The sequence below is a fragment of the Streptomyces stoeckheimensis genome, assembly GCF_045822005.1.
GTDB classification, from domain to species: Bacteria; Actinomycetota; Actinomycetes; order Streptomycetales; family Streptomycetaceae; genus Streptomyces; species Streptomyces stoeckheimensis.
In genome coordinates, this window is sequence record NZ_CP169550.1 from 2,051,237 (window position 1) to 2,069,656 (window position 18,420).

Below are 18,420 nucleotides of genomic sequence, written 5' to 3' on the forward strand. Positions count from 1 at the left end.
ATCCGGTCAACTCCGTTACGGGGAGACTCTGTTACCGGCCGGTAAGATAGGGGGAACAGCGAAAGGGCGCAACCCCCACGGGGTTGCGCCCTTTTCACACCGTGCTACAGCTCGTCACCTCTTCAAGCGACGGACCCGATCCTGCTGATCACCGTGTTCGCGACGTCCGGGTGGATCGGGATGTGGGCGCCGGTCAGGGCCGCGCCGGTGCCGCCGCGCCGGTTGGCGACGATCTCGGCGGCGATGGACAGCGCGGTCTCCTCCGGGGAGCGGGCCCCGAGGTCCAGGCCGATCGGGGAGCGCAGCCGGGCCAGTTCGAGCTCGGTCACGCCGACCTCGCGGAGCCGCTTGTTGCGGTCCTCGTGGGTGCGGCGGGAGCCCATGGCGCCGACGTAGGCGACGGGAAGTTTGAGGGCCAGTTCGAGGAGCGGGACATCGAACTTGGCGTCGTGCGTGAGGACGCACAGGACCGTCCGGCCGTCTATCTCACCGGCGGAGGACTGCTCCTCCAGGTAGCGGTGCGGCCAGTCGACCACGATCTCGTCCGCTTCGGGGAAACGCTTCTTCGTGGCGAACACGGGCCGGGCGTCACACAGCGTCACCCGGTAGCCGAGGAACTTGCCGATCCGCACCAGGGCGGAGGCGAAGTCGATGGCCCCGAAGACGACCATCCGGGGCGGCGGGACGCTGGACTCGACCAGCACCTTGAGCGGCTCTCCGCAGAGGCGGCCGTCGGCGCCGATCTCCAGCACACCGGTCTTGCCGGCCTCGAGCATGGCCCGGGCCTCGTCGGCGATGGCGCGGTCCAGCTCGGGGTGACCGCCGAAACCGCCCTCGTGGGGGCCTTCGCCCCGGACGAGTACGGCGCGGCCCATGAGCTCGGCCGGCCCTTCGGCGATCCGGGCGACCGCCGCCGCCTCCCCACCGGCGGCGGCGGCCAGCGAGGCCGCGAACACCTCCCGTGCGGGAGAGCCCACGGGGACCGGGGTCACGAGGATGTCGATGATTCCGCCGCAGGTCAGACCGACGGCGAAGGCATCGTCATCGCTGTAGCCGAAGCGCTCCTGGACGGTCTCGCCGTCCTCCAGCGCCTGCTGGCACAGCTCGTACACCGCACCCTCCACGCATCCACCGGAGACCGAACCGATGGCCGTGCCGTCACTGTCGACGGCGAGGGCCGCTCCGGGCTGCCTGGGCGCGCTCCCGCCGACCGCCACGACCGTGGCGACGGCGAAGTCACGTCCCTGCTCGACCCACCGGTTCAGTTCTTCGGCGATATCCAGCATGGGGGCCTCCTCGGAGGGGTTCAGATTCCAGTATCGGATACGTGGAGGGTGCGGCTCTTGGTACGGATCAGATCAGCCCGGACCGGATCGGCCCGGGCAGATCAGCGGGGTCAGCTGACCCCGAGCCAGCCCTCGATCGGGTGGAGCGCGAAGAAGACCAGGAAGATTCCGGTCAGCGCCCACATGAAGGCACCGATCTCGCGCGCCTTGCCCTGCGCCAGCTTGATGACCACGTAGGAGATGACACCAGCGGCGACGCCGGCCGTGATCGAGTACGTGAAGGGCATGATCACGACGGTCAGGAAGACCGGGATCGAGGTGGCGCTGTCGGCCCAGTCCACGTGGCGGGCGTTCTGCATCATCATCGCGCCGATGACCACGAGGGCCGCGGAGGCGACCTCACCGGGGACGATCTGCGTGATCGGGGTGAAGAAGAGGCAGAGGGCGAAGAAGAGGCCGGTGACGACGGAGGCGAGGCCTGTGCGGGCACCCTCACCGACGCCGGTGGCCGACTCGACGAACACGGTCTGGCCGGAGCCACCCGCGATGCCACCGATGGCGCCACCGGCACCGTCGATGAACAGCGCCTTGGACAGGCCCGGCATGCGGCCCTGGTCGTCGGCGAGCTTGGCCTCGGTGCCGACACCGATGATGGTGGCCATCGCGTCGAAGAAGCCGGCGAGCACGAGGGTGAAGACGATCATGCCGACCGTCATGACACCGACATCGCCCCAGCCGCCGAACTCGACGTCACCGAAGAGCGAGAAGTCCGGCATCGAGACCGCGGAGCCCGAGAGCACCGGCGGGCCGCTCTTCCAGGCCTTCGGGTCGATGTCGGCGACGGCGTTCAGGATGGCCGCGAGGACGGTGCCGCCGACGATGCCGATCAGGATCGCGCCGGGGACCTTGCGGGCCTGCAGGGCGAAGATGACGAGCAGGGTCACGCAGAAGAGAAGGACGGGCCAGCCGGCGAGCTCACCGCCGTGACCGAGGGTGACGGGGGGACCGAATTCCGAGCCCTTGCCGACGAAGCCCGCGTTCACGAGGCCGATGAGGGCCACGAACAGGCCGATGCCCATGGTGATCGCGTGCTTGAGCGCGAGGGGTATCGCGTTCATGATCATCTCGCGGAGGCCGGTGACGACCAGGAGACAGATCACGACACCGTAGATCACACACATGCCCATGGCCTGGGGCCAGGTCATCGCGGGTGCGACCTGCGAGGCGAGCACGCCCGACACGGAGAGACCGGCGGCGAGCGCCAGCGGCACCTTGCCGACGAAGCCCATGAGGAGCGTGGTGATGCAGGCGGCGAAGGCCGTCGCGGTGATCAGGGCCGCGGGGGCCATCGTGGTGCCCGCGACGTCCTTGCCCGAAAGGAGCAGGGGGTTCAGCAGGAGGATGTACGCCATGGCCATGAAGGTCGTGATACCGCCACGAACCTCGTTGCCGACGTTGGATCCGCGCTTGCTGATGTGAAAGTACCGGTCGAGCCAAGACTGGCCAGCAGGGGTCGGAGAGCCGTCTCCGGCTCCCTCCGCACTGGGCTTGGACTCCACAGAGGACTGGGTCATGGTGCCTAACTCCCAAGGTTCAAAGGGGCACCCGCATAAAGATTGGAGACACGGGATTTGGGAAAACGCGTTTGGCTGCACGACCCGGGGTGACGGCCCGAGGCGACGCAAATTGTGCACTGCGTGTACTGCGGGTACTGCGAGGGTTCTGCGGTACGGCTGGTACTCCTGGTGTCACCTGGGGTAGGCGGTGCACCGGGGGGTACTACGGGGGGACTGCCGGTGAAACTTGACCGCGAGCGGTGCGGTGCTGATGACTCCGGACTTCTGTGCTCCGGGCGGTGCGACTGGAAGTGTGACGTTCCCGTGTCACACCGCCCGGAAATCTGGGGGGTCCGGGGGCCTCGCGGCCCCCGGACCGTGCCGTCCTAGAGGGTGCCGGTGAGCAGTTCCGGACGGATCGGCGTCTTGTTGATCTCCAGACCGGTCGCCGCCCGGATCGCCGCGATGACGGCCGGGGTGGACGAGAGGGTCGGGGCCTCGCCCATACCGCGCAGGCCGTACGGGGCCTTCGGGTCGGCGAGCTCCAGGACGTCGACCGGGATGGTCGGGGTGTCGAGGATGGTCGGGATCAGGTAGTCCGTGAAGGAGGGGTTGCGCACCTTCGCGGTCTTCGGGTCCACGATGATCTCTTCCATGATCGCGACGCCCAGGCCCTGGGTGGTACCACCCTGGATCTGGCCGACCACGGAGAGCATGTTCAGCGCCTTGCCGACGTCCTGGGCGGTCGCCAGCTCGACGACCTTGACGAGGCCGAGCTCGGTGTCCACCTCGACGACCGCGCGGTGCGCGGCGAAGGTGTACTGGACGTGGCCGTTGCCCTGGCCGGTGACCAGGTCGAAGGGCTCGGTCGCGGCGTGGCGGAACTCGAGCTCGATGTCGATCGCGTCCTCGCCCTCGAGGATGTCGGCGATGTCCGCGAGGACCTCTCCGCCATCGGTGACGACCTTGCCGCCTTCGAGGAGCAGCTCGGCGGTCGCCCACGCGGGGTGGTACGAGCCGTTCTTGCGCCGGCCGATCTCCAGGACCGCCTCGCGGACGGCCTCACAGGTGTTCTTCACGGCGCCACCGGTCATGTACGTCTGCCGCGAGGCGGACGTGGAACCGGCGGAGCCGACCTGCGTGTCGGCCGGGTGGATGGTCACCTGCGTGACACCCAGCTCGGTACGGGCGATCTGCGCGTGGACGGTGATGCCGCCCTGGCCGACCTCCGCCATGGCCGTGTGGACCATCGCGACCGCTTCGCCGTTGATGACCTCGAGGGTCACGCGGGCGGTGGAGTAGTCGTCGAAGCCCTCGGAGAAGCCGACGTTCTTGATGCCGACCGCGTAGCCGACGCCGCGGACGACGCCTTCACCGTGGGTGGTGTTCGACAGACCACCGGGCAGCGCGCGGACGTCCGCGTTCTCGCCGGCGGACTCCCACTGGCGCTCCGGCGGCAGCGGGCGGGCCTTGACCCGGCGCAGCAGCTCGGCGACGGGCGCCGGAGCGTCCACGACCTGGCCGGTGGGCATGATCGTGCCCTGCTCCATGGCGTTGAGCTGGCGGAACTCCACCGGGTCCATGCCCAGCTTCGCCGCGAGCTTGTCCATCTGGGCCTCGTAGGCGAAGCAGGCCTGGACGGCGCCGAAGCCGCGCATCGCGCCACAGGGCGGGTTGTTCGTGTAGAGCGCGATCGCCTCGATGTCCACGTCCTCCAGGACGTACGGACCGACCGAGAGGGAGGAGGCGTTGCCCACGACCGCCGGGGAAGCGGACGCGTACGCGCCGCCGTCCAGGACGATCTTGCACTTCATGTGCGTGAGCTTGCCGTCCTTGGTGGCGCCGTGCTCGTAGTACAGCTTCGCCGGGTGACGGTGCACGTGGCCGAAGAAGGACTCGAAGCGGTTGTAGACGATCTTGACCGGCTTCTGCGTGGCCAGGGCCAGCAGGCAGGCGTGGATCTGCATCGAGATGTCTTCGCGGCCACCGAACGCGCCGCCGACGCCCGAGAGCGTCATGCGGACCTTCTCCGGGGGCAGGCCCAGGACCGGGGCGATCTGCTGGAGGTCCGAGTGCAGCCACTGGGTGGCCACGTACAGCTCGACACCGCCGTCCTCGGACGGTACGGCCAGACCGGACTCCGGGCCGAGGAAGGCCTGGTCCTGCATGCCGAAGGTGTACTCGCCCTCGACGATGACGTCGGCGCGCTTGCGGGCCTCTTCCACGTTGCCGCGGATGATCGGCTGGCGGTGCACGATGTTCGGGTGCGGGACGTGACCGATGTGGTGGTCGTCGCGGCCCTCGTGGATCAGCGGCGCGTCCTCGGCGAGGGCGGAGGCCTCGTCCGTGACGAGCGGCAGCTCACGGTAGTCGATCTTGATCTTGGCGGCCGCGCGGCGGGCGGTCTCCGGGTGGTCGGCGGCCACGAGGGCGACCGGCTCACCATGGTGACGGACCCGGCCGTTGGCGAGAACCGGGGTGTCCTGGATCTCGAGGCCGTAGTTCTTCATCTCGGCCGGCAGGTCGTCGTACGTCAGCACCGAGTAGACACCCGGCATCGCCAGGGCCTCGGAGATGTCGATCGAGACGATCTCGGCGTGGGCGACGGTGCTGCGGAGCGTCTGGCCCCACAGCATGTCCTCGTGCCACATGTCCGAGGAGTACGCGAACTCACCGGTCACCTTGAGGGTGCCGTCCGGGCGCAGCGTGGACTCGCCGATGCCGCCCTTGGTGTGGTTCTGCGTGACGTTGGTCGGCGTACCCGCCGGGACCGTGCGCGTGTTCTGGGCCATGGTCAGACCGCCTCAGACTGACGGGCGGCCGCGAGGCGGACCGCGTCGAGGATCTTCTCGTAGCCCGTGCAGCGGCAGAGGTTGCCGGACAGGGACTCACGGATGTCCTGGTCGGACGGGGAGGGGTTCTCCTCCAGCAGCGCGTCGGCCTGGACCAGGAGGCCCGGGGTGCAGAAACCGCACTGGACGGCGCCGGCGTCGATGAACGCCTGCTGGATGTTGGAGAGCTCGACGCCCTCGCCGGTCTGCGAGTCGCCCGGCTTGGCCTGCCACTGCTTGGCCGCGTCCAGGGTGACGCCGCCCTTGCCGCCGCAGCCGCCGCCGGTGCCGCAGGCACCGCCGTGGCCGTGCTCGTCGCGCTGCTTGGCGAACTCCGCCAGGCCCTCGACGGTCACGACGTCGCGGCCCTCGACCTGACCGGCCGCGACCAGGCAGGAACAGACCGGCACGCCGTCGAGACGGACGGTGCAGGAACCGCACTCGCCCTGCTCACAGGCGTTCTTCGAACCGGGAAGGCCCAGGCGCTCGCGCAGGACGTAGAGAAGGGACTCGCCCTCCCAGACGTCGTCGGCTTCCTGCTGACGGCCGTTGACAGTGAAATTGACGCGCATGATTACGCAGCCCCTTCAAGCGAGCGGCCGTTGTTCGAACCGCGGTACTGCTCCCACGTCCAGACGAGCTGGCGGCGAGCCATGATGCCGACCGCGTGGCGGCGGTACTTCGCCGTGCCGCGGACGTCGTCGATCGGGTTGGCCGCGCCGGAGGCGAGGTCACCGAACTGCTTGGCGATCGACGGGGTGATGACCTTGCCGGACTCCCAGAAGCCACCCTCTTCGAGCGCGGCGTTGAGGAACTCCTCGGCGGCCTTCGCCCGGATCGGGGTCGGCGCGGCCGAACCGATACCGGTACGGACCGTGCGGGTCTCGGGGTGCAGCGCCAGGCCGAACGCGCAGACGGCGATGACCATCGCGTTGCGGGAGCCGACCTTGGAGTACTGCTGGGGGCCGTCCGCCTTCTTGACGTGGACGGTCTTGATGAGCTCGTCGGCGGCCAGCGCGTTGCGCTTGACGCCGGTGTAGAACTCGTCGATCGGGATCAGGCGGGATCCGCGTACGGACTCCACCTCGACCTCGGCACCCGCCGCGAGGAGCGCGGGGTGGGAGTCGCCGGCCGGCGAGGCGCAACCGAGGTTGCCGCCGACACCGCCGCGGTTACGGATCTGCGGGGACGCGACCGTGTGCGAGGCGAGCGCGAGTCCCGGAAGCTCCGTGCGGAGGTTCTCCATGATCTGCGTGTACGGGACGGAGGCGCCCAGACGTACCACGTCCTCGCCGACCTCCCACTCCCGCAGGAGACCGATGCGGTTCAGGTCCAGGAGGTACTCCGGCCGACGGTGGTCGAAGTTGATCTCGACCATCACATCGGTGCCACCCGCAATCGGCACAGCTGTGGGGAACTCGGCCTTAGCGGCGAGCGCCTCCTCCCAGCTGGCGGGGCGAAGGAAGTCCATGTGCGGCTCTCTTCTTCTTAATCGGGTCGTTCACTTCAAGCCAGGAGGCCGTTGGGCCCTCGACTGGTCGTTCACGTGCTGTTAACGCGGTGTGGACTCAGTACACCGGCCCTCCGTCCCTCGGGTGCAGTCACCGAAACCATGAAGGAGTTGGCTGGGGACCTCCCTCGTCTTGTAGATTCGTATGAAAGGCAGGATGCGACGACCTGCCCGATTTCCAACGGCAACATTCGAGACAGATCGGCGGCGACATCATGCGGCTGCGCGCACTGCTGGAAACCGAGGCGCTGGGGCTGCGGCTGCTGGGCGGCGAGGAAGAACTCGACCGGACGGTCCGCGGGGTCATGACGACCGACCTGAGGGATCCCAGCCGATACCTATCCGGAGGGGAACTGGTCCTCACTGGCCTGGCATGGAGACGAAATTCAGCCGACTCCGAGCCGTTCGTACGAATCCTCGCGAGCGCCGGCGTGGCCGGGCTCGCGGCCGGCGAGGCCGAGCTGGGTGACATTCCCGACGACCTCGTCACGGCGTGTCTGCGCAACCGTCTTCCGTTGTTCGCTGTAAACGAAGACGTTGCATTCGCCACCATCACCGAGTACGTGGTGCGGCAGGTGTCGGGAGAGCGCGCCGGGGACCTCGCGGCCGTCGTGGACCGCCATCGCCGGCTCATGACCTCAGGTCCGGCCGGTGGCGGACCCGATGTGGTGCTCGATCTGCTCACCACGGACCTCGATCTCCGGGCCTGGGTGCTCTCGCCCACCGGTCGGCAGATCGCCGGGGCGGGCGAGCCGCTGGCGCCGGGCATCTGCGCGGCACTGGCGAGCGAGCACCTCGCGGCGGTCCGGACGGGCCGCAGGGGGCCGCACCGGATCTCCCTCCAGGGTATTACCTACTCCCTCTTCCCGATCAGGGGACACGGCCGCGGCGCCGCAGGTCCGGTGGCCCGGGACGTGCGCGAGAGCGTGCTCTCCGACTGGCTGCTGGCCGTCGAGGCCGACGCCGGCGACTGGCCGGCCGAGCGGCTCGACCTGCTCCAGGGCGTCACCCAGCTCATCGCGGTCGAGCGGGACCGCCGCGACGCGGCCCGTACGGTGCGCCGCCGGCTGGCCCAGGAGGTCCTGGAGCTGGTCCAGACGGGCGCTCCGCCCGCCGAGATCGCCGCCCGCCTGCGGGTGGCCGCGCCGGTGCTCCTGCCCGGCCTGGGCTCCGCCCCGCACTGGCAGGTCGTCGTGGCCCGGGTCGACTGGGACGGCGGCGACATCGCCGGCGGCCCCGTAGCCCAGTCGCTCCTCGAAGAAATCCTGGTCGACCCCTCGGTCTCCGGACCGGAGCCGTCCGACCGGATCGCCGTCGCGCACGCCGGGGACGAGGCGATCGCCCTCGTACCCCTGCCCGCGCCCGCCGGGGAGCCCGGCGAGGAGAAGGGCCCCGACACCGCCCTGCACGCGGAAACGCTGCTGGCGGCCGTACGGGACCCGCTGGCGGCCGGTCTCGCCGACGACGGCCGGCTCACCCTGGGCGTCAGCGCGGCCGTGTCCTCCGCCGAGGGGCTCCGCGGAGCCCTGGAAGAGGCCCGGCACGCCCGCCGGGTCGCCGCGGCCCGCCCGGGCCGGGTCTGCGCGGCCGGTCACCACGAGCTGGCCTCGCACGTCCTGCTGCTCCCGTTCGTCCCGGACGACGTCCGCCGCGCCTTCACCGCCCGCCTGCTCGACCCGCTGCGGGACTACGACCGCCGCCACCGGGCGGAGCTCATCCCCACCCTCGAAGCCTTCCTGGACTGCGACGGCTCGTGGACCCGCTGCGCGACGCGGCTGCACCTCCACGTCAACACGCTGAGGTACCGGGTCGGGCGAATCGAGCAGTTGACGGCGCGGGACCTTTCCCGCCTGGAGGACAAGCTCGACTTCTTCCTGGCACTGCGGATGAGCTGAGAAGATCCACCGCCTGACCGGCCGGGGGGCCGGTCGGGACCCAGTGGAGGCCGAGTGGAGGCCGGGCGGGGGCGGCTGATGATCCGTCCGGACTTTGTGAAAGAGTTCACCCGACCCCTTGGCCGAAGCCGCCGATCCGTGCTCTCATTTCGCCCCAGGGCTCAACGACGTGCTGCTTGGTTGCTTTGGGGAGGGCAATGTGGCGGATACCGCCATGTCCAGTGCCGGAACTACCGGGGGAGACGACCCCCTCCAGCGGGCGATATGGCGGCTGCGCTCGCGCGGCTGTTGGACCGACGCGGCGGCCCTGCTGACGCCGCACCTGCACGATGCCGGAGCCGCCGTGCAGCGGACCGGGCTCCTGGTCGAGCGCTGCCTGTTCACGGGGCAGGGCTGGGCCGAGGCGGAGGACGCGCTGCGGGTGGCCGAAGCGGTCTCCCAGGACGACGACGACCGGGGCGCGGCCGCGTGCGAGCGCGGTCACCTGGCGTACGCGGCGACCGTACTGGGCGTGCGCGACCGGGCCGACGAGGCCCGCTCCGCGCTCGGGCGGGCGGCGGCGCTGCTGTCCCCCGGCTCCCGCACCCGGCCCCTCCTGGACTTCCGCCGGGGCCTGGTCGCGGAACACCTCGCGGACGCCCCCTCCTCCGCCCTCCCGGCGTACCGGCGGGCCCACGCGGGCGCCCTCGCCCACGGCGACGTCCTGCTGCTCTCCTTCACCTGGCGGCACCTGGCGGCGCTGGCCCTGCGGGACGGGGAGGTCGCCGAGGCCCGCAAGGGCTTCGCGGAATCCCTCCGCATCCGGGAGGACCTGGGCTTCCTGATCGGCACGGCCCCCGCGCTCGCGGCCCTCGCCGAAGCCGAACCGGAACCGGAGGCCACCCGCCTCCGCGCGGAGGCCCGCCGCCTCTTCCACCTCCTGGGCGGCATCCCCACCTGGCTGGCCGACCAACTCCACCCCGTTCCGGCCCCTACCCCTTCTTGAGGCCCCGCTCGCACCGCTGCGCGGGACTCCGTCCGGCGGGGCTGCCGCCTCCGCCCTCCCGGCGCGGGGCCCGGTGGGCGGGTGCGGCCGGGTCGGCCCTGCGGGGCGAAGTCCCCTACCCGCCCTTCCACCGTTCCCCGGGCGCTGCCCGGACCCGCGCCTCAAACGCCGGCGAGGCTGGGGATGCCCCCGGCCGGGGCCGGGAGGGGGCCCCGGGCTGCGCCCGGACCCCCTGGGGCTCCGCCCCAGACCCCGGTCCTCAAACGCCGGACGGCTGAGATGACCCCAGACGGCCGAGATGACCGCGGACGGCTGAGATACCCCCGGACGGCCGAGATGGCAGCAGACGGCTGAGATGACCCCGGGCGGCGGGAAGGGCCGACCGTCGGGCGGCGGGAAGGCTCGCCGCTTGGCGGGGTCGGATCGTCGCTTGGCGGGGTCGGATCGTCGCCCGGCCGGGGTCGGAGGGCGGCGGCCCGGGGCGGGGACGGGGACGGGGTGGGGTGTTGGCCTGGACGTAGAGCGTGATTTGTGGCGCGAGAACACGCTTCGCCCTGTCGGAGTAGAGCAGGGGGCGCCTAAATCATGCAGTCCAGGCCGACACCCCACCCCGGCCCCGGCACCGACCCACCACCCGCAGCCACGCCGCGCCCCGTCCCGCGAAGCCCCACAGGGGCGTCAGGGGGACGTGAAGTGGGTTCGGATCAGGGACTCCGCCTCCGGGAGGTTGCCCGTGGAGAGGGCCGCCAGGACGGCCACGTGCTCCGCCGCGTCCGCGACGAGGTCCGCCCGCCGGATGCGCCGGGGGCCCGGCAGGGGCCACTGGGAGCGGCGGTGGAGATCCTCCGCCACCAAGAGGAGCTGCGCGTTGCCGGCCAGCGCGAGCACCGCCCGGTGAAACGCCCGGTCCGCATCGGCGTACCGCGCCGGATCACCCGCGGCCGCCGCCGCCTCCCCCTCCGCCGCCGCAGGCCCCACCGCGGCCCACGCCCCGGCCGGCACCGTACGGGCCAGCCTCAGCATCACCGGAACTTCGAGCAGCGCCCTGACCTCGGCCAGCTCCGCCAGCTCCCCCGGGGTCCGGGTCAGGACCCGGAAGCCCCGGTTGGGGAGGCATTCGACGACCCCCTCCAGCGCCAGCTGCTGCATCGCCTCGCGCACGGGCGTCGCGGAGACCCCGAACCGCTCCCCCAGCGCCGGGCCCGAGTAGATCTCCCCCGGTGCCAGCTCGCCCGCGAGCAGCGCCGCGCGCAGGGCGTCGAGGATCTGCCCGCGCACGGAGTGGCGCACCACCTTGCGGTCCTGCTGTGCCGGTACCCGGGCTCGGGCCGTATCGCGCACTCGGTCCTCCCACGGGTTTCGACCTGCCCGAAGAATAGCCCGGCTTCCCACACCCATCAGAGATCAGGTAAGGTAAGGCTTACCTGTCAACGATCACGCGATTCGGTGGTACGCCATGACCGTCACGGCCGTCGCACCCGCCCAGGGCGGCGTCAGCTTCGTCCGCCCCGTACGCACCGCCCCGGCCGGCTCCCCGGCGGCGGACGCCTACGCGCGGCTGACCGAGGCGTACGCCGGACTGCGCGTCACCGAGCTCGCCCCGCACGAACCCTCCCCTCGCGGTGTGGGGTGGGTCGGTGCGGACGAGCTCGCGGCGGGCGGCGACGCCCTGGAGGCGTTCCTCGCGTGGGACGAAGCACAGATACTCCGCGACTACGGGCGCCCGGGTCGGCCCGACGTGGTGGCGGGGTTCGGACTGCACCGGTACGCGTGGACGGCCTGCCTGCTGATCACGATCCCGTGGTTCCTGGACCGGCGCGTACCCCTCCTGCCTCCGGAGGCCGTGTCCTTCCACCGGACTCAGGGCCGGATGGCCGTCCGCGTCCGCTCCTTCGCCTGCCTGCCGGGCGACCCGGCGGCAGCGCTCCCGGGGGCCCGGGTCGTGCCCGACGAGGACGCGCTGCGCGCAGAGGTGCGGGCTGCGGTGGCCCAGCACCTCGAACCGGTCATGGAGGGCTTCGGCCCGCGGACCCGGCGCGGGCGGCGCGCCCTGTGGGGCATGGTCACCGACGACGTGGTCGAGAGCCTCTGGTACGTGGCCAACCTGCTCGGCGAGGCCCAGGAGCAGCGGGCCGTGCGCGAGCTCGACCGGCTCTTCCCCGGCTCGACCGCCCCGTACACCGGCGGCGCGGGCTTCCGCACGCTCGAGGCCCCGGACGGCCGGGAACTCCCCACCCGCGACCGGGCGAGCTGCTGCTTCTTCTACACGATCCGCCCCGACGACACCTGCGTCACCTGCCCCCGCACCTGCGACGCGGACCGCATCGCGCGCCTGACGGCCGACGACTGAAGGAGCCGGCCCCCACGGCTACGGCTACCGAGGCCGAGCAGTCCGGTCACCTCGTCCTCGGTACTGGCGTCGATCGGGCTGACGTCGAGTGCGGACCGGCAGCAGCTCCAGCGGCGCCGCCGGGCGGAAGTGTCACCCGCCCGGCCGTACGACCGCCACCGGGTTTCCGCGCCGCGGCCTCCGCCGCGTCAACCCACCCGTCCGACTGACGGAAATCGAACTCAACCCACCCGGTACGAGCTGGAGTTCGATCCGCAACACCCTATCCGGCGGGCTCCGCCCCCCGTTGGCGTCCACTTGCCCCGAAACCCGCGTGTACGGCTCACCGGCTGCGCCACTATGGCGCCCGGAAAGCCGCACCGGCCACAAGCCGAACAGCCGCATACGCGAGGCAAGGGACAACCGCATGAGACTGACCGACATATCGCTGGACTGGCTGCTGCCCGGCAGCCTGCTGATCCTGGGCGTACTTGCGGCAGTGGCGGTACTGGCCCGGGGCAAGCGCGAAGGCGAGAAGGCGGGGGTGGCCGAGGACAGCTGGGAGCGCAGCGAGGAGCGGCGGCGGCGCAAGGAAGCCGTCTACGGAACCGCCTCCTACGTCCTGCTCTTCTGCTGCGCGGCGGTCGCCGCGGCGCTCTCCTTCCACGGACTGGTCGGCTTCGGCCGGCAGAACCTCAACCTCTCCGGGGGCTGGGAGTACCTGGTCCCCTTCGGTCTCGACGGCGCCGCCATGTTCTGTTCGGTGCTCGCCGTCCGCGAGGCCAGCCACGGCGACGCGGCCCTCGGTTCGCGCATGCTGGTCTGGCTGTTCGCCGGAGCCGCCGCCTGGTTCAACTGGGTGCACGCCCCGCGCGGCCTCGGCCACGACGGGGCCCCGCAGTTCTTCTCCGGCATGTCGCTCTCGGCGGCCGTGCTCTTCGACCGCGCCCTGAAGCAGACCCGCCGGGCCGCACTGCGCGAACAGGGCCTGATCCCCAGGCCGTTGCCACAGATCCGGATGGTCCGCTGGCTGCGGGCGCCCCGGGAGACCTTCGGCGCGTGGTCGCTGATGCTGCTGGAGGGGGTCCGTACGCTCGACGAGGCCGTGGACGAGGTGCGCGAGGACAAGAAGGAGAAGGAGAACGACCGACACCGCCGGCGGGAGCAACACCGCCTGGACCGGGCGCACATCAAGGCGCTCGGCCGGCAGAACCGGGCGTTCGGGCGCGTGGCCCGCGCCCGTCAGGTCGAGGTGCCGGGGCTGGCCCCCGGAGCGGGCTCCGCGCCGGTCGGCGCGGAGCCGGCCATAGCGGAAACCGGACAGCTGCCCCTACGGCGCCGGCCCTCCCTGCAGGCCGTGAGCGGAACCGAGCCCGTCCACACGGCTGACATCGCCGACCTGGCCACCGGCCCCCGGACGGTGGACCTCACCGCCGAGGACGATACGCAGACGCTCCCCCGTCTCGACTCCCTGGAACGCAAACTGAAGGACCTGGAGCAGCAGTTCGGCTGATGCGTCCGATGCCGTCGATGTGACGGGGTCCCGGCCGTCCGGGATCGGCGTCGCGGGGTCCGCCCGGTCACTCAGGCGGGCCCCGCCTCCTTCGCTCCGTCGAGCTCGAACCACACCACCTTGCCGCCGCCCAGCGCGAGCCCGAGCGCGTCCACGCCCCAGGCGTCGGCGAGCGACTGCACCAGCACCAGTCCCCTGCCGTGCGTACCGTCGTCGGCGGACGGTACGTGCGGCCGGGGCCGGCGGGCGGCGTAGTCGCGGACCTCCACCCGCAGCCGGTCGGCGGCGAGCGTCGCGGAGACCTCGGCGCCCTGATCGGTGTGGACGAGGGCGTTGGTGACGAGCTCGGTGATCAACAGCTCGGCCACCTCGGCGGCCTCCGTCTTGCACCGGTGGCGCATCAACTCCCGTAAATCCCTGCGGACTTCTCCCACCGCTTTCAGATCGGCCCGCCGCACGCTCCGGGTGATCCCCGACGCGTGCACGGCCGTCCCCTCCTCGGCCGACGGTTCGCGCGGCACCGGCCGCCCTCTCCGCCACAGCTTCCCGGCCTTCGCCCCCACCCGCACGGCGATGTACCTCCCGTATGCCCGCTGCCCGACGGCCCGCCTATCGAACAGGCCTACGGGATGCATGCCCCCCGGGGGAATCCGCACGCATTCGGACTCAAGGGCGCGGCACGTTACGGAGGTTGGATCGCGCCATCTGGATCATCCGGCCCACCCCTCCGTCCAGCACGATCTTGCTGGCCGAAAGTGCGAATCCGGTCACCATTTCAGCGCTGATCTTCGGCGGAATGGACAGCGCGTTGGGGTCCGTGACCACGTCCACCAGAGCGGGTCCCTTGTGCTTGAAAGCGTCCCTCAAAGCGGCTGTGAGCTGCTTGGGCTTCTCCACCCGGACCCCGTACGCGCCCGCCGCGCGGGCGATCGCGGCGAAGTCGGGGTTCTTGTTCGTCGTTCCGTACGAAGGAAGGCCGGAAACCAGCATCTCCAACTCGACCATACCGAGGGATGAGTTGTTGAAGAGGACCACTTTGACGGGGAGGTCGTACTGCACCAGGGTGAGGAAATCTCCCATCAGCATGGAGAAACCGCCGTCGCCCGACATCGACACCACTTGACGTCCGCGATCGGTGAACTGTGCGCCGATGGCCTGAGGAAGGGCGTTGGCCATGGAGCCGTGGCTGAAGGAGCCGATGATGCGGCGCCTTCCGTTCGGGGAAAGATAGCGCGCGGCCCATACGTTGCACATGCCTGTATCCACGGTGAACACAGCGTCTTCGTCGGCGAGTTCGTCGAGCACCGCGGCCACGTACTCGGGATGGATGGGGGTGCGCTTCTCGACCTTGCGCGTGTACGCCTTCACCACTCCCTCCAGGGCGTCCGCGTGCTTCTTCAGCATCCGGTCGAGGAACCGGCGGTCCGTCTTGGCCTTCACCCGGGTGTTCAGCGCGCGCAGGGTCTCCCGTACGTCGCCCCAGACCGCGAGGTCCAGCTTGGAACGGCGGCCGAGGTGCTCGGGCCGGATGTCCACCTGGACGATCTTGACGTCGTCGGGGAGGAAGGCGCTGTACGGGAAGTCCGTGCCGAGCAGGATCAGCAGATCGCACTCGTGGGTGGCCTCGTAGGCCGCGCCGTAGCCGAGCAGCCCGCTCATGCCGACGTCGTACGGATTGTCGTACTGGATCCATTCCTTGCCGCGCAGGGCGTGCCCGACGGGGGCCTTGACCCGGCCGGCGAACTCCATGACCTCCGCGTGTGCGCCGGCGGTGCCGCTGCCGCAGAACAGGGTGACCCGGTCGGCCTCGTCGACGAGCCGGACCAGCTTGTCGATCTCGCCGTCGCCGGGCCGTACGGTCGGCCGCGCGGTCACGAGGGCCTGCTCGATGCTCTGCTCCGGGGCGGGCAGGGACGCGATGTCCCCGGGCAGCGACACCACGCCGACACCGCCGCGTCCGATGGCGTGCTGGATGGCGCTCTGCAGCACGCGGGGCATCTGCCGGGGGTTGGAGATCAGCTCGCTGTAGTGGCTGCACTCGGTGAACAGCCGGTCGGGGTGGGTCTCCTGGAAGTAGCCGAGGCCGATCTCGGAGGAGGGGATGTGGGAGGCCAGCGCGAGGACCGGGGCCATGGAGCGGTGGGCGTCGTAGAGCCCGTTGATCAGGTGGAGGTTGCCGGGGCCGCAGGAGCCTGCGCAGGCGGCGAGGGAGCCGGTGATCTGGGCCTCGGCACCGGCCGCGAAGGCGGCGGTCTCCTCGTGGCGCACCTGGATCCACTCGATGCCGCCGGTGCGGCGGATGGCGTCGACGACGGGGTTGAGGCTGTCCCCGACGACTCCGTACATCCGGCGCACGCCGGCGCGCACGAGGATGTCGATGAACTGCTCCGCCACGTTCTGCTTGGCCATGGAGGGGGCGCCCTTCCCTTTTCCGGTTCGGCTCTGCCGGGTGCGCCTCCCATCCACGCATGATCCGCCGGGTTACGCCTCCCAGACCGCGGCGGCCGTCCGGTCGTCGGCGTACCCCTTGAGGCGCAGCTGGGTGTCCGCGAGGAAGGCGGCGAGGCCCGGCGGGGGTGCGTCGGCCCAGCGGGCGGCGAGCTCAGCGGAGAGCGGCTCCTCCTCGCGCATCGGGTCGGCGAGGCCGCCGGAGCACAGGAGCAGGGTGTCGCCGGGGCGGGCCACGGAGGCCCGGAAGCGGAACCGGAATCCGGCGGGCCCGGCGGGCGGGGCGGGTGGGGCCGCCGGGGCCGGGGCGGGCTCATCCAGGTCCTGCCACTGTCCGTCCCGGAGCCGGAACAGCCCGCCCGCGCCCGCGCCGAAGCAGACCCGGGTCCGGCAGCCGGGGTCGACCGGAAGCAGTACCCCGCGCAGCCCGGCCGTGTAGCCGTCCTCCGGGAGCCCGAGCTCGGCGGCGCGGGCGCGCAGCTGCCCGTAGCCGCGGTCGGTGAGCCGCTGGAGCCCTGAGCGCAGGGCTTCGCGCCGGCCGTCGCGGATGTCCTGCGACAGCCGCTCCTGGCTCCGCCCGACGGCTGCGGCGACGGAGCGGCACACCTCGGCGGCGGCTTCGGCGGCCCCGGGCGCGGCCCGGTCCCCGCCGGCGAGCACGACCAGGACCAGCGCGTCGGGGCCGGTGCCGAAGCGGGCGGTGAGCAGGAAGTCCCGCCGGGCCTCGCCCCGGAACCGGGCGGAGTCCCCGCGCACGGAGGCCGCGCGCAGCGTGTAGCCGCCGTACTGGGCCCCCTCCAGCACCGTGTCGGGGGTCAGCGCGACGAGCCCGGCCGGGTCGGCGGCGGGCAGCGCGACGGGCTCGGCGGCGTAGGTGGGCGGCCGGTCCCCCAAATGCGCCACCACGGGCCGCGGCACCCCCGCGCCCCCGAGGCCGACGTCGGAACCGCCCCCGGACGCGGGAGCGGCACCCCGTTCCGACCCGGAACCGGGATGCGATCCAAGGGCGAAGCCGGTGCGGGTGCCCGTGCGGGGATCAGCATCGAGGCCAGGGCCGACACCGGAACCGGACACGGGAACGGGACCGGATCCGGGCCCAGAGCCGGACCCGGGCCCGGAGCCGGGACCTGAGGCCGGATCGGAGCTGGAGGCGGGATAACTCCCGGAAGCAGGATCGGGAGCCGGCCCGGCCTCAGGTCCGGGACCGAACCCAGAAGCGGAACCGGGAACAAGGCCGGCGTCAGGCCCGGGACCGGACCCGGGGCCGGGAATCGCACCGGACCCGGGGCCAAGGCCGGAACCGGGAACAAGGCCGGCGTCAGGGCCGGGACCGGACCCGGGGCCGGGGATCACACCGGACCCGGGGCCAAGGCCGGACCCTGGACCGGCTGCAGGGCCGGACCTGGGATCCGAGGCGGGGCCAGAACCGGACCCGGACCCGGACACGGCCCCTTGAACCGGAGCAGAATCGACACCGGCCCCTGAAACCGGGCCGAAGCCCGGGCCGGACCCGGTAACGGCACCCGGCGGCGAGCCGGTCCCCGGGCTCGTCCACGGATCGGCGTCGCCGCCCGCACCGGGTGCCGGGGCGGATCCCGCCGGGCCGGCCGGGGCCTGGTGCCCGGCCCCGCGGTACGTGCCGTCGGGGCCGCTCCCGGCCCCTGCCGGGTCCGGACCCGGGGGCGCAGCCGCCGGCGTCGCCTCGTCCCGTGGGCCCCAGCTCCAGTCGGTCGGGTAGACCGGCTCCTCGGCGGGCAGCGCGGGCGGGACGGCGACGCTCCCGAGCGCGTACCAGGTCTGGCCGCCCTCCCGCGGGTCCCGCGGCGGCGGCAGCACCGAGCCGCCGAACGCGTCCTCCGCCACGGCCTCCGGCCGGGGGCCGGGCACGGGCGGCTCCACTACCGCGACGGGCTCCGGCACCGGCCCGGGAGCAACCACGGGCGGCTCCACTACCGCGACGGGCTCCGGCATCGGCTCCGCCACCGGCCCGGAAACAGCCACGCCCAGCTCCGGACCCGGCACCGGCTCCGCCTCGTCCCCCGTCAGGGGAACCGGCTCTCTCCGGGG

General features: G+C 71.9%; 13 protein-coding genes. 4 read left to right on the top strand and 9 right to left on the bottom strand.

Going from position 1 to position 18,420, the window contains the following annotated elements:
- Positions 1-122 precede the first annotated feature (122 nt).
- The 5 genes from ACE1OC_RS09565 to ACE1OC_RS09585 form a co-directional block, all read right to left on the bottom strand.
- Positions 123-1,286, bottom strand: coding sequence for an XdhC family protein (locus ACE1OC_RS09565; RefSeq protein ID WP_407836654.1), 1,164 nt, complete (start codon positions 1,284-1,286; stop codon positions 123-125).
- A 110-nt stretch (positions 1,287-1,396) separates the two neighbouring features.
- On the bottom strand, positions 1,397-2,860 hold the full coding sequence (locus tag ACE1OC_RS09570) for an NCS2 family permease (RefSeq protein ID WP_407836655.1): 1,464 nt from the start codon (positions 2,858-2,860) through the stop codon (positions 1,397-1,399).
- Between the two features lie 368 nt (positions 2,861-3,228).
- Positions 3,229-5,634: a xanthine dehydrogenase family protein molybdopterin-binding subunit gene (locus ACE1OC_RS09575; protein WP_407836656.1), complete on the bottom strand. Its 2,406-nt coding sequence runs from the start codon at positions 5,632-5,634 to the stop codon at positions 3,229-3,231.
- Positions 5,635-5,636: 2 nt separating this feature from the next.
- On the bottom strand, positions 5,637-6,245 hold the full coding sequence (locus tag ACE1OC_RS09580; RefSeq protein WP_407836657.1) for a (2Fe-2S)-binding protein: 609 nt from the start codon (positions 6,243-6,245) through the stop codon (positions 5,637-5,639).
- A 2-nt stretch (positions 6,246-6,247) separates the two neighbouring features.
- Positions 6,248-7,144, bottom strand: a complete 897-nt coding sequence (locus tag ACE1OC_RS09585) for an FAD binding domain-containing protein (protein WP_250744166.1) — start codon at positions 7,142-7,144, stop codon at positions 6,248-6,250.
- Between the two features lie 254 nt (positions 7,145-7,398).
- Between ACE1OC_RS09585 and ACE1OC_RS09590 the strand changes: the two genes are divergently transcribed.
- Complete coding sequence (locus ACE1OC_RS09590; protein ID WP_407836658.1) at positions 7,399-9,078, top strand: PucR family transcriptional regulator; 1,680 nt, start codon at positions 7,399-7,401, stop codon at positions 9,076-9,078.
- A gap of 199 nt (positions 9,079-9,277) precedes the next feature.
- Positions 9,278-10,063: a hypothetical protein gene (locus ACE1OC_RS09595; RefSeq protein ID WP_250744164.1), complete on the top strand. Its 786-nt coding sequence runs from the start codon at positions 9,278-9,280 to the stop codon at positions 10,061-10,063.
- A 678-nt stretch (positions 10,064-10,741) separates the two neighbouring features.
- On the opposite strand, the gene ACE1OC_RS09600 is transcribed toward ACE1OC_RS09595, so the two are convergent.
- On the bottom strand, positions 10,742-11,461 hold the full coding sequence (locus tag ACE1OC_RS09600; protein ID WP_407836659.1) for a GntR family transcriptional regulator: 720 nt from the start codon (positions 11,459-11,461) through the stop codon (positions 10,742-10,744).
- Between the two features lie 58 nt (positions 11,462-11,519).
- Between ACE1OC_RS09600 and ACE1OC_RS09605 the strand changes: the two genes are divergently transcribed.
- Both ACE1OC_RS09605 and ACE1OC_RS09610 read left to right on the top strand, forming a co-directional pair.
- The gene (locus ACE1OC_RS09605) at positions 11,520-12,413 is read left to right on the top strand and encodes a (2Fe-2S)-binding protein (RefSeq protein ID WP_407836660.1); all 894 of its coding nucleotides are present in this window, start codon (positions 11,520-11,522) and stop codon (positions 12,411-12,413) included.
- 406 nt (positions 12,414-12,819) lie between these two features.
- Positions 12,820-13,905, top strand: a complete 1,086-nt coding sequence (locus ACE1OC_RS09610) for a DUF2637 domain-containing protein (RefSeq protein WP_407836661.1) — start codon at positions 12,820-12,822, stop codon at positions 13,903-13,905.
- A 71-nt stretch (positions 13,906-13,976) separates the two neighbouring features.
- Here the strand turns inward: ACE1OC_RS09610 and ACE1OC_RS09615 are convergent, their stop codons facing one another.
- From ACE1OC_RS09615 to ACE1OC_RS09625, 3 genes are all read right to left on the bottom strand, one after another.
- On the bottom strand, positions 13,977-14,363 hold the full coding sequence (locus ACE1OC_RS09615; RefSeq protein ID WP_407841520.1) for an ATP-binding protein: 387 nt from the start codon (positions 14,361-14,363) through the stop codon (positions 13,977-13,979).
- A 208-nt stretch (positions 14,364-14,571) separates the two neighbouring features.
- A complete protein-coding gene (locus ACE1OC_RS09620) occupies positions 14,572-16,314 on the bottom strand; it encodes a pyruvate dehydrogenase (protein ID WP_407836662.1) in 1,743 nt (580 codons plus the stop codon).
- Positions 16,315-16,386: 72 nt separating this feature from the next.
- The gene (locus ACE1OC_RS09625) at positions 16,387-17,259 is read right to left on the bottom strand and encodes a protein phosphatase 2C domain-containing protein (protein WP_407836663.1); all 873 of its coding nucleotides are present in this window, start codon (positions 17,257-17,259) and stop codon (positions 16,387-16,389) included.
- Between the last annotated feature and the right edge of the window lie 1,161 nt (positions 17,260-18,420).

What these genes read in the sequence shown, in the direction of transcription:
- ACE1OC_RS09565 (WP_407836654.1), bottom strand. Translation starts at nt 1,286, where the DNA reads ATGCTGGATATCGCCGAAGAACTGAACCGGTGGGTCGAGCAGGGACGT.
- ACE1OC_RS09570 (WP_407836655.1), bottom strand. Translation starts at nt 2,860, where the DNA reads ATGACCCAGTCCTCTGTGGAGTCCAAGCCCAGTGCGGAGGGAGCCGGA.
- ACE1OC_RS09575 (WP_407836656.1), bottom strand. Translation starts at nt 5,634, where the DNA reads ATGGCCCAGAACACGCGCACGGTCCCGGCGGGTACGCCGACCAACGTC.
- ACE1OC_RS09580 (WP_407836657.1), bottom strand. Translation starts at nt 6,245, where the DNA reads ATGCGCGTCAATTTCACTGTCAACGGCCGTCAGCAGGAAGCCGACGAC.
- ACE1OC_RS09585 (WP_250744166.1), bottom strand. Translation starts at nt 7,144, where the DNA reads ATGGACTTCCTTCGCCCCGCCAGCTGGGAGGAGGCGCTCGCCGCTAAG.
- ACE1OC_RS09590 (WP_407836658.1), top strand. Translation starts at nt 7,399, where the DNA reads ATGCGGCTGCGCGCACTGCTGGAAACCGAGGCGCTGGGGCTGCGGCTG.
- ACE1OC_RS09600 (WP_407836659.1), bottom strand. Translation starts at nt 11,461, where the DNA reads ATGGGTGTGGGAAGCCGGGCTATTCTTCGGGCAGGTCGAAACCCGTGG.
- ACE1OC_RS09605 (WP_407836660.1), top strand. Translation starts at nt 11,520, where the DNA reads ATGACCGTCACGGCCGTCGCACCCGCCCAGGGCGGCGTCAGCTTCGTC.
- ACE1OC_RS09610 (WP_407836661.1), top strand. Translation starts at nt 12,820, where the DNA reads ATGAGACTGACCGACATATCGCTGGACTGGCTGCTGCCCGGCAGCCTG.
- ACE1OC_RS09620 (WP_407836662.1), bottom strand. Translation starts at nt 16,314, where the DNA reads ATGGCCAAGCAGAACGTGGCGGAGCAGTTCATCGACATCCTCGTGCGC.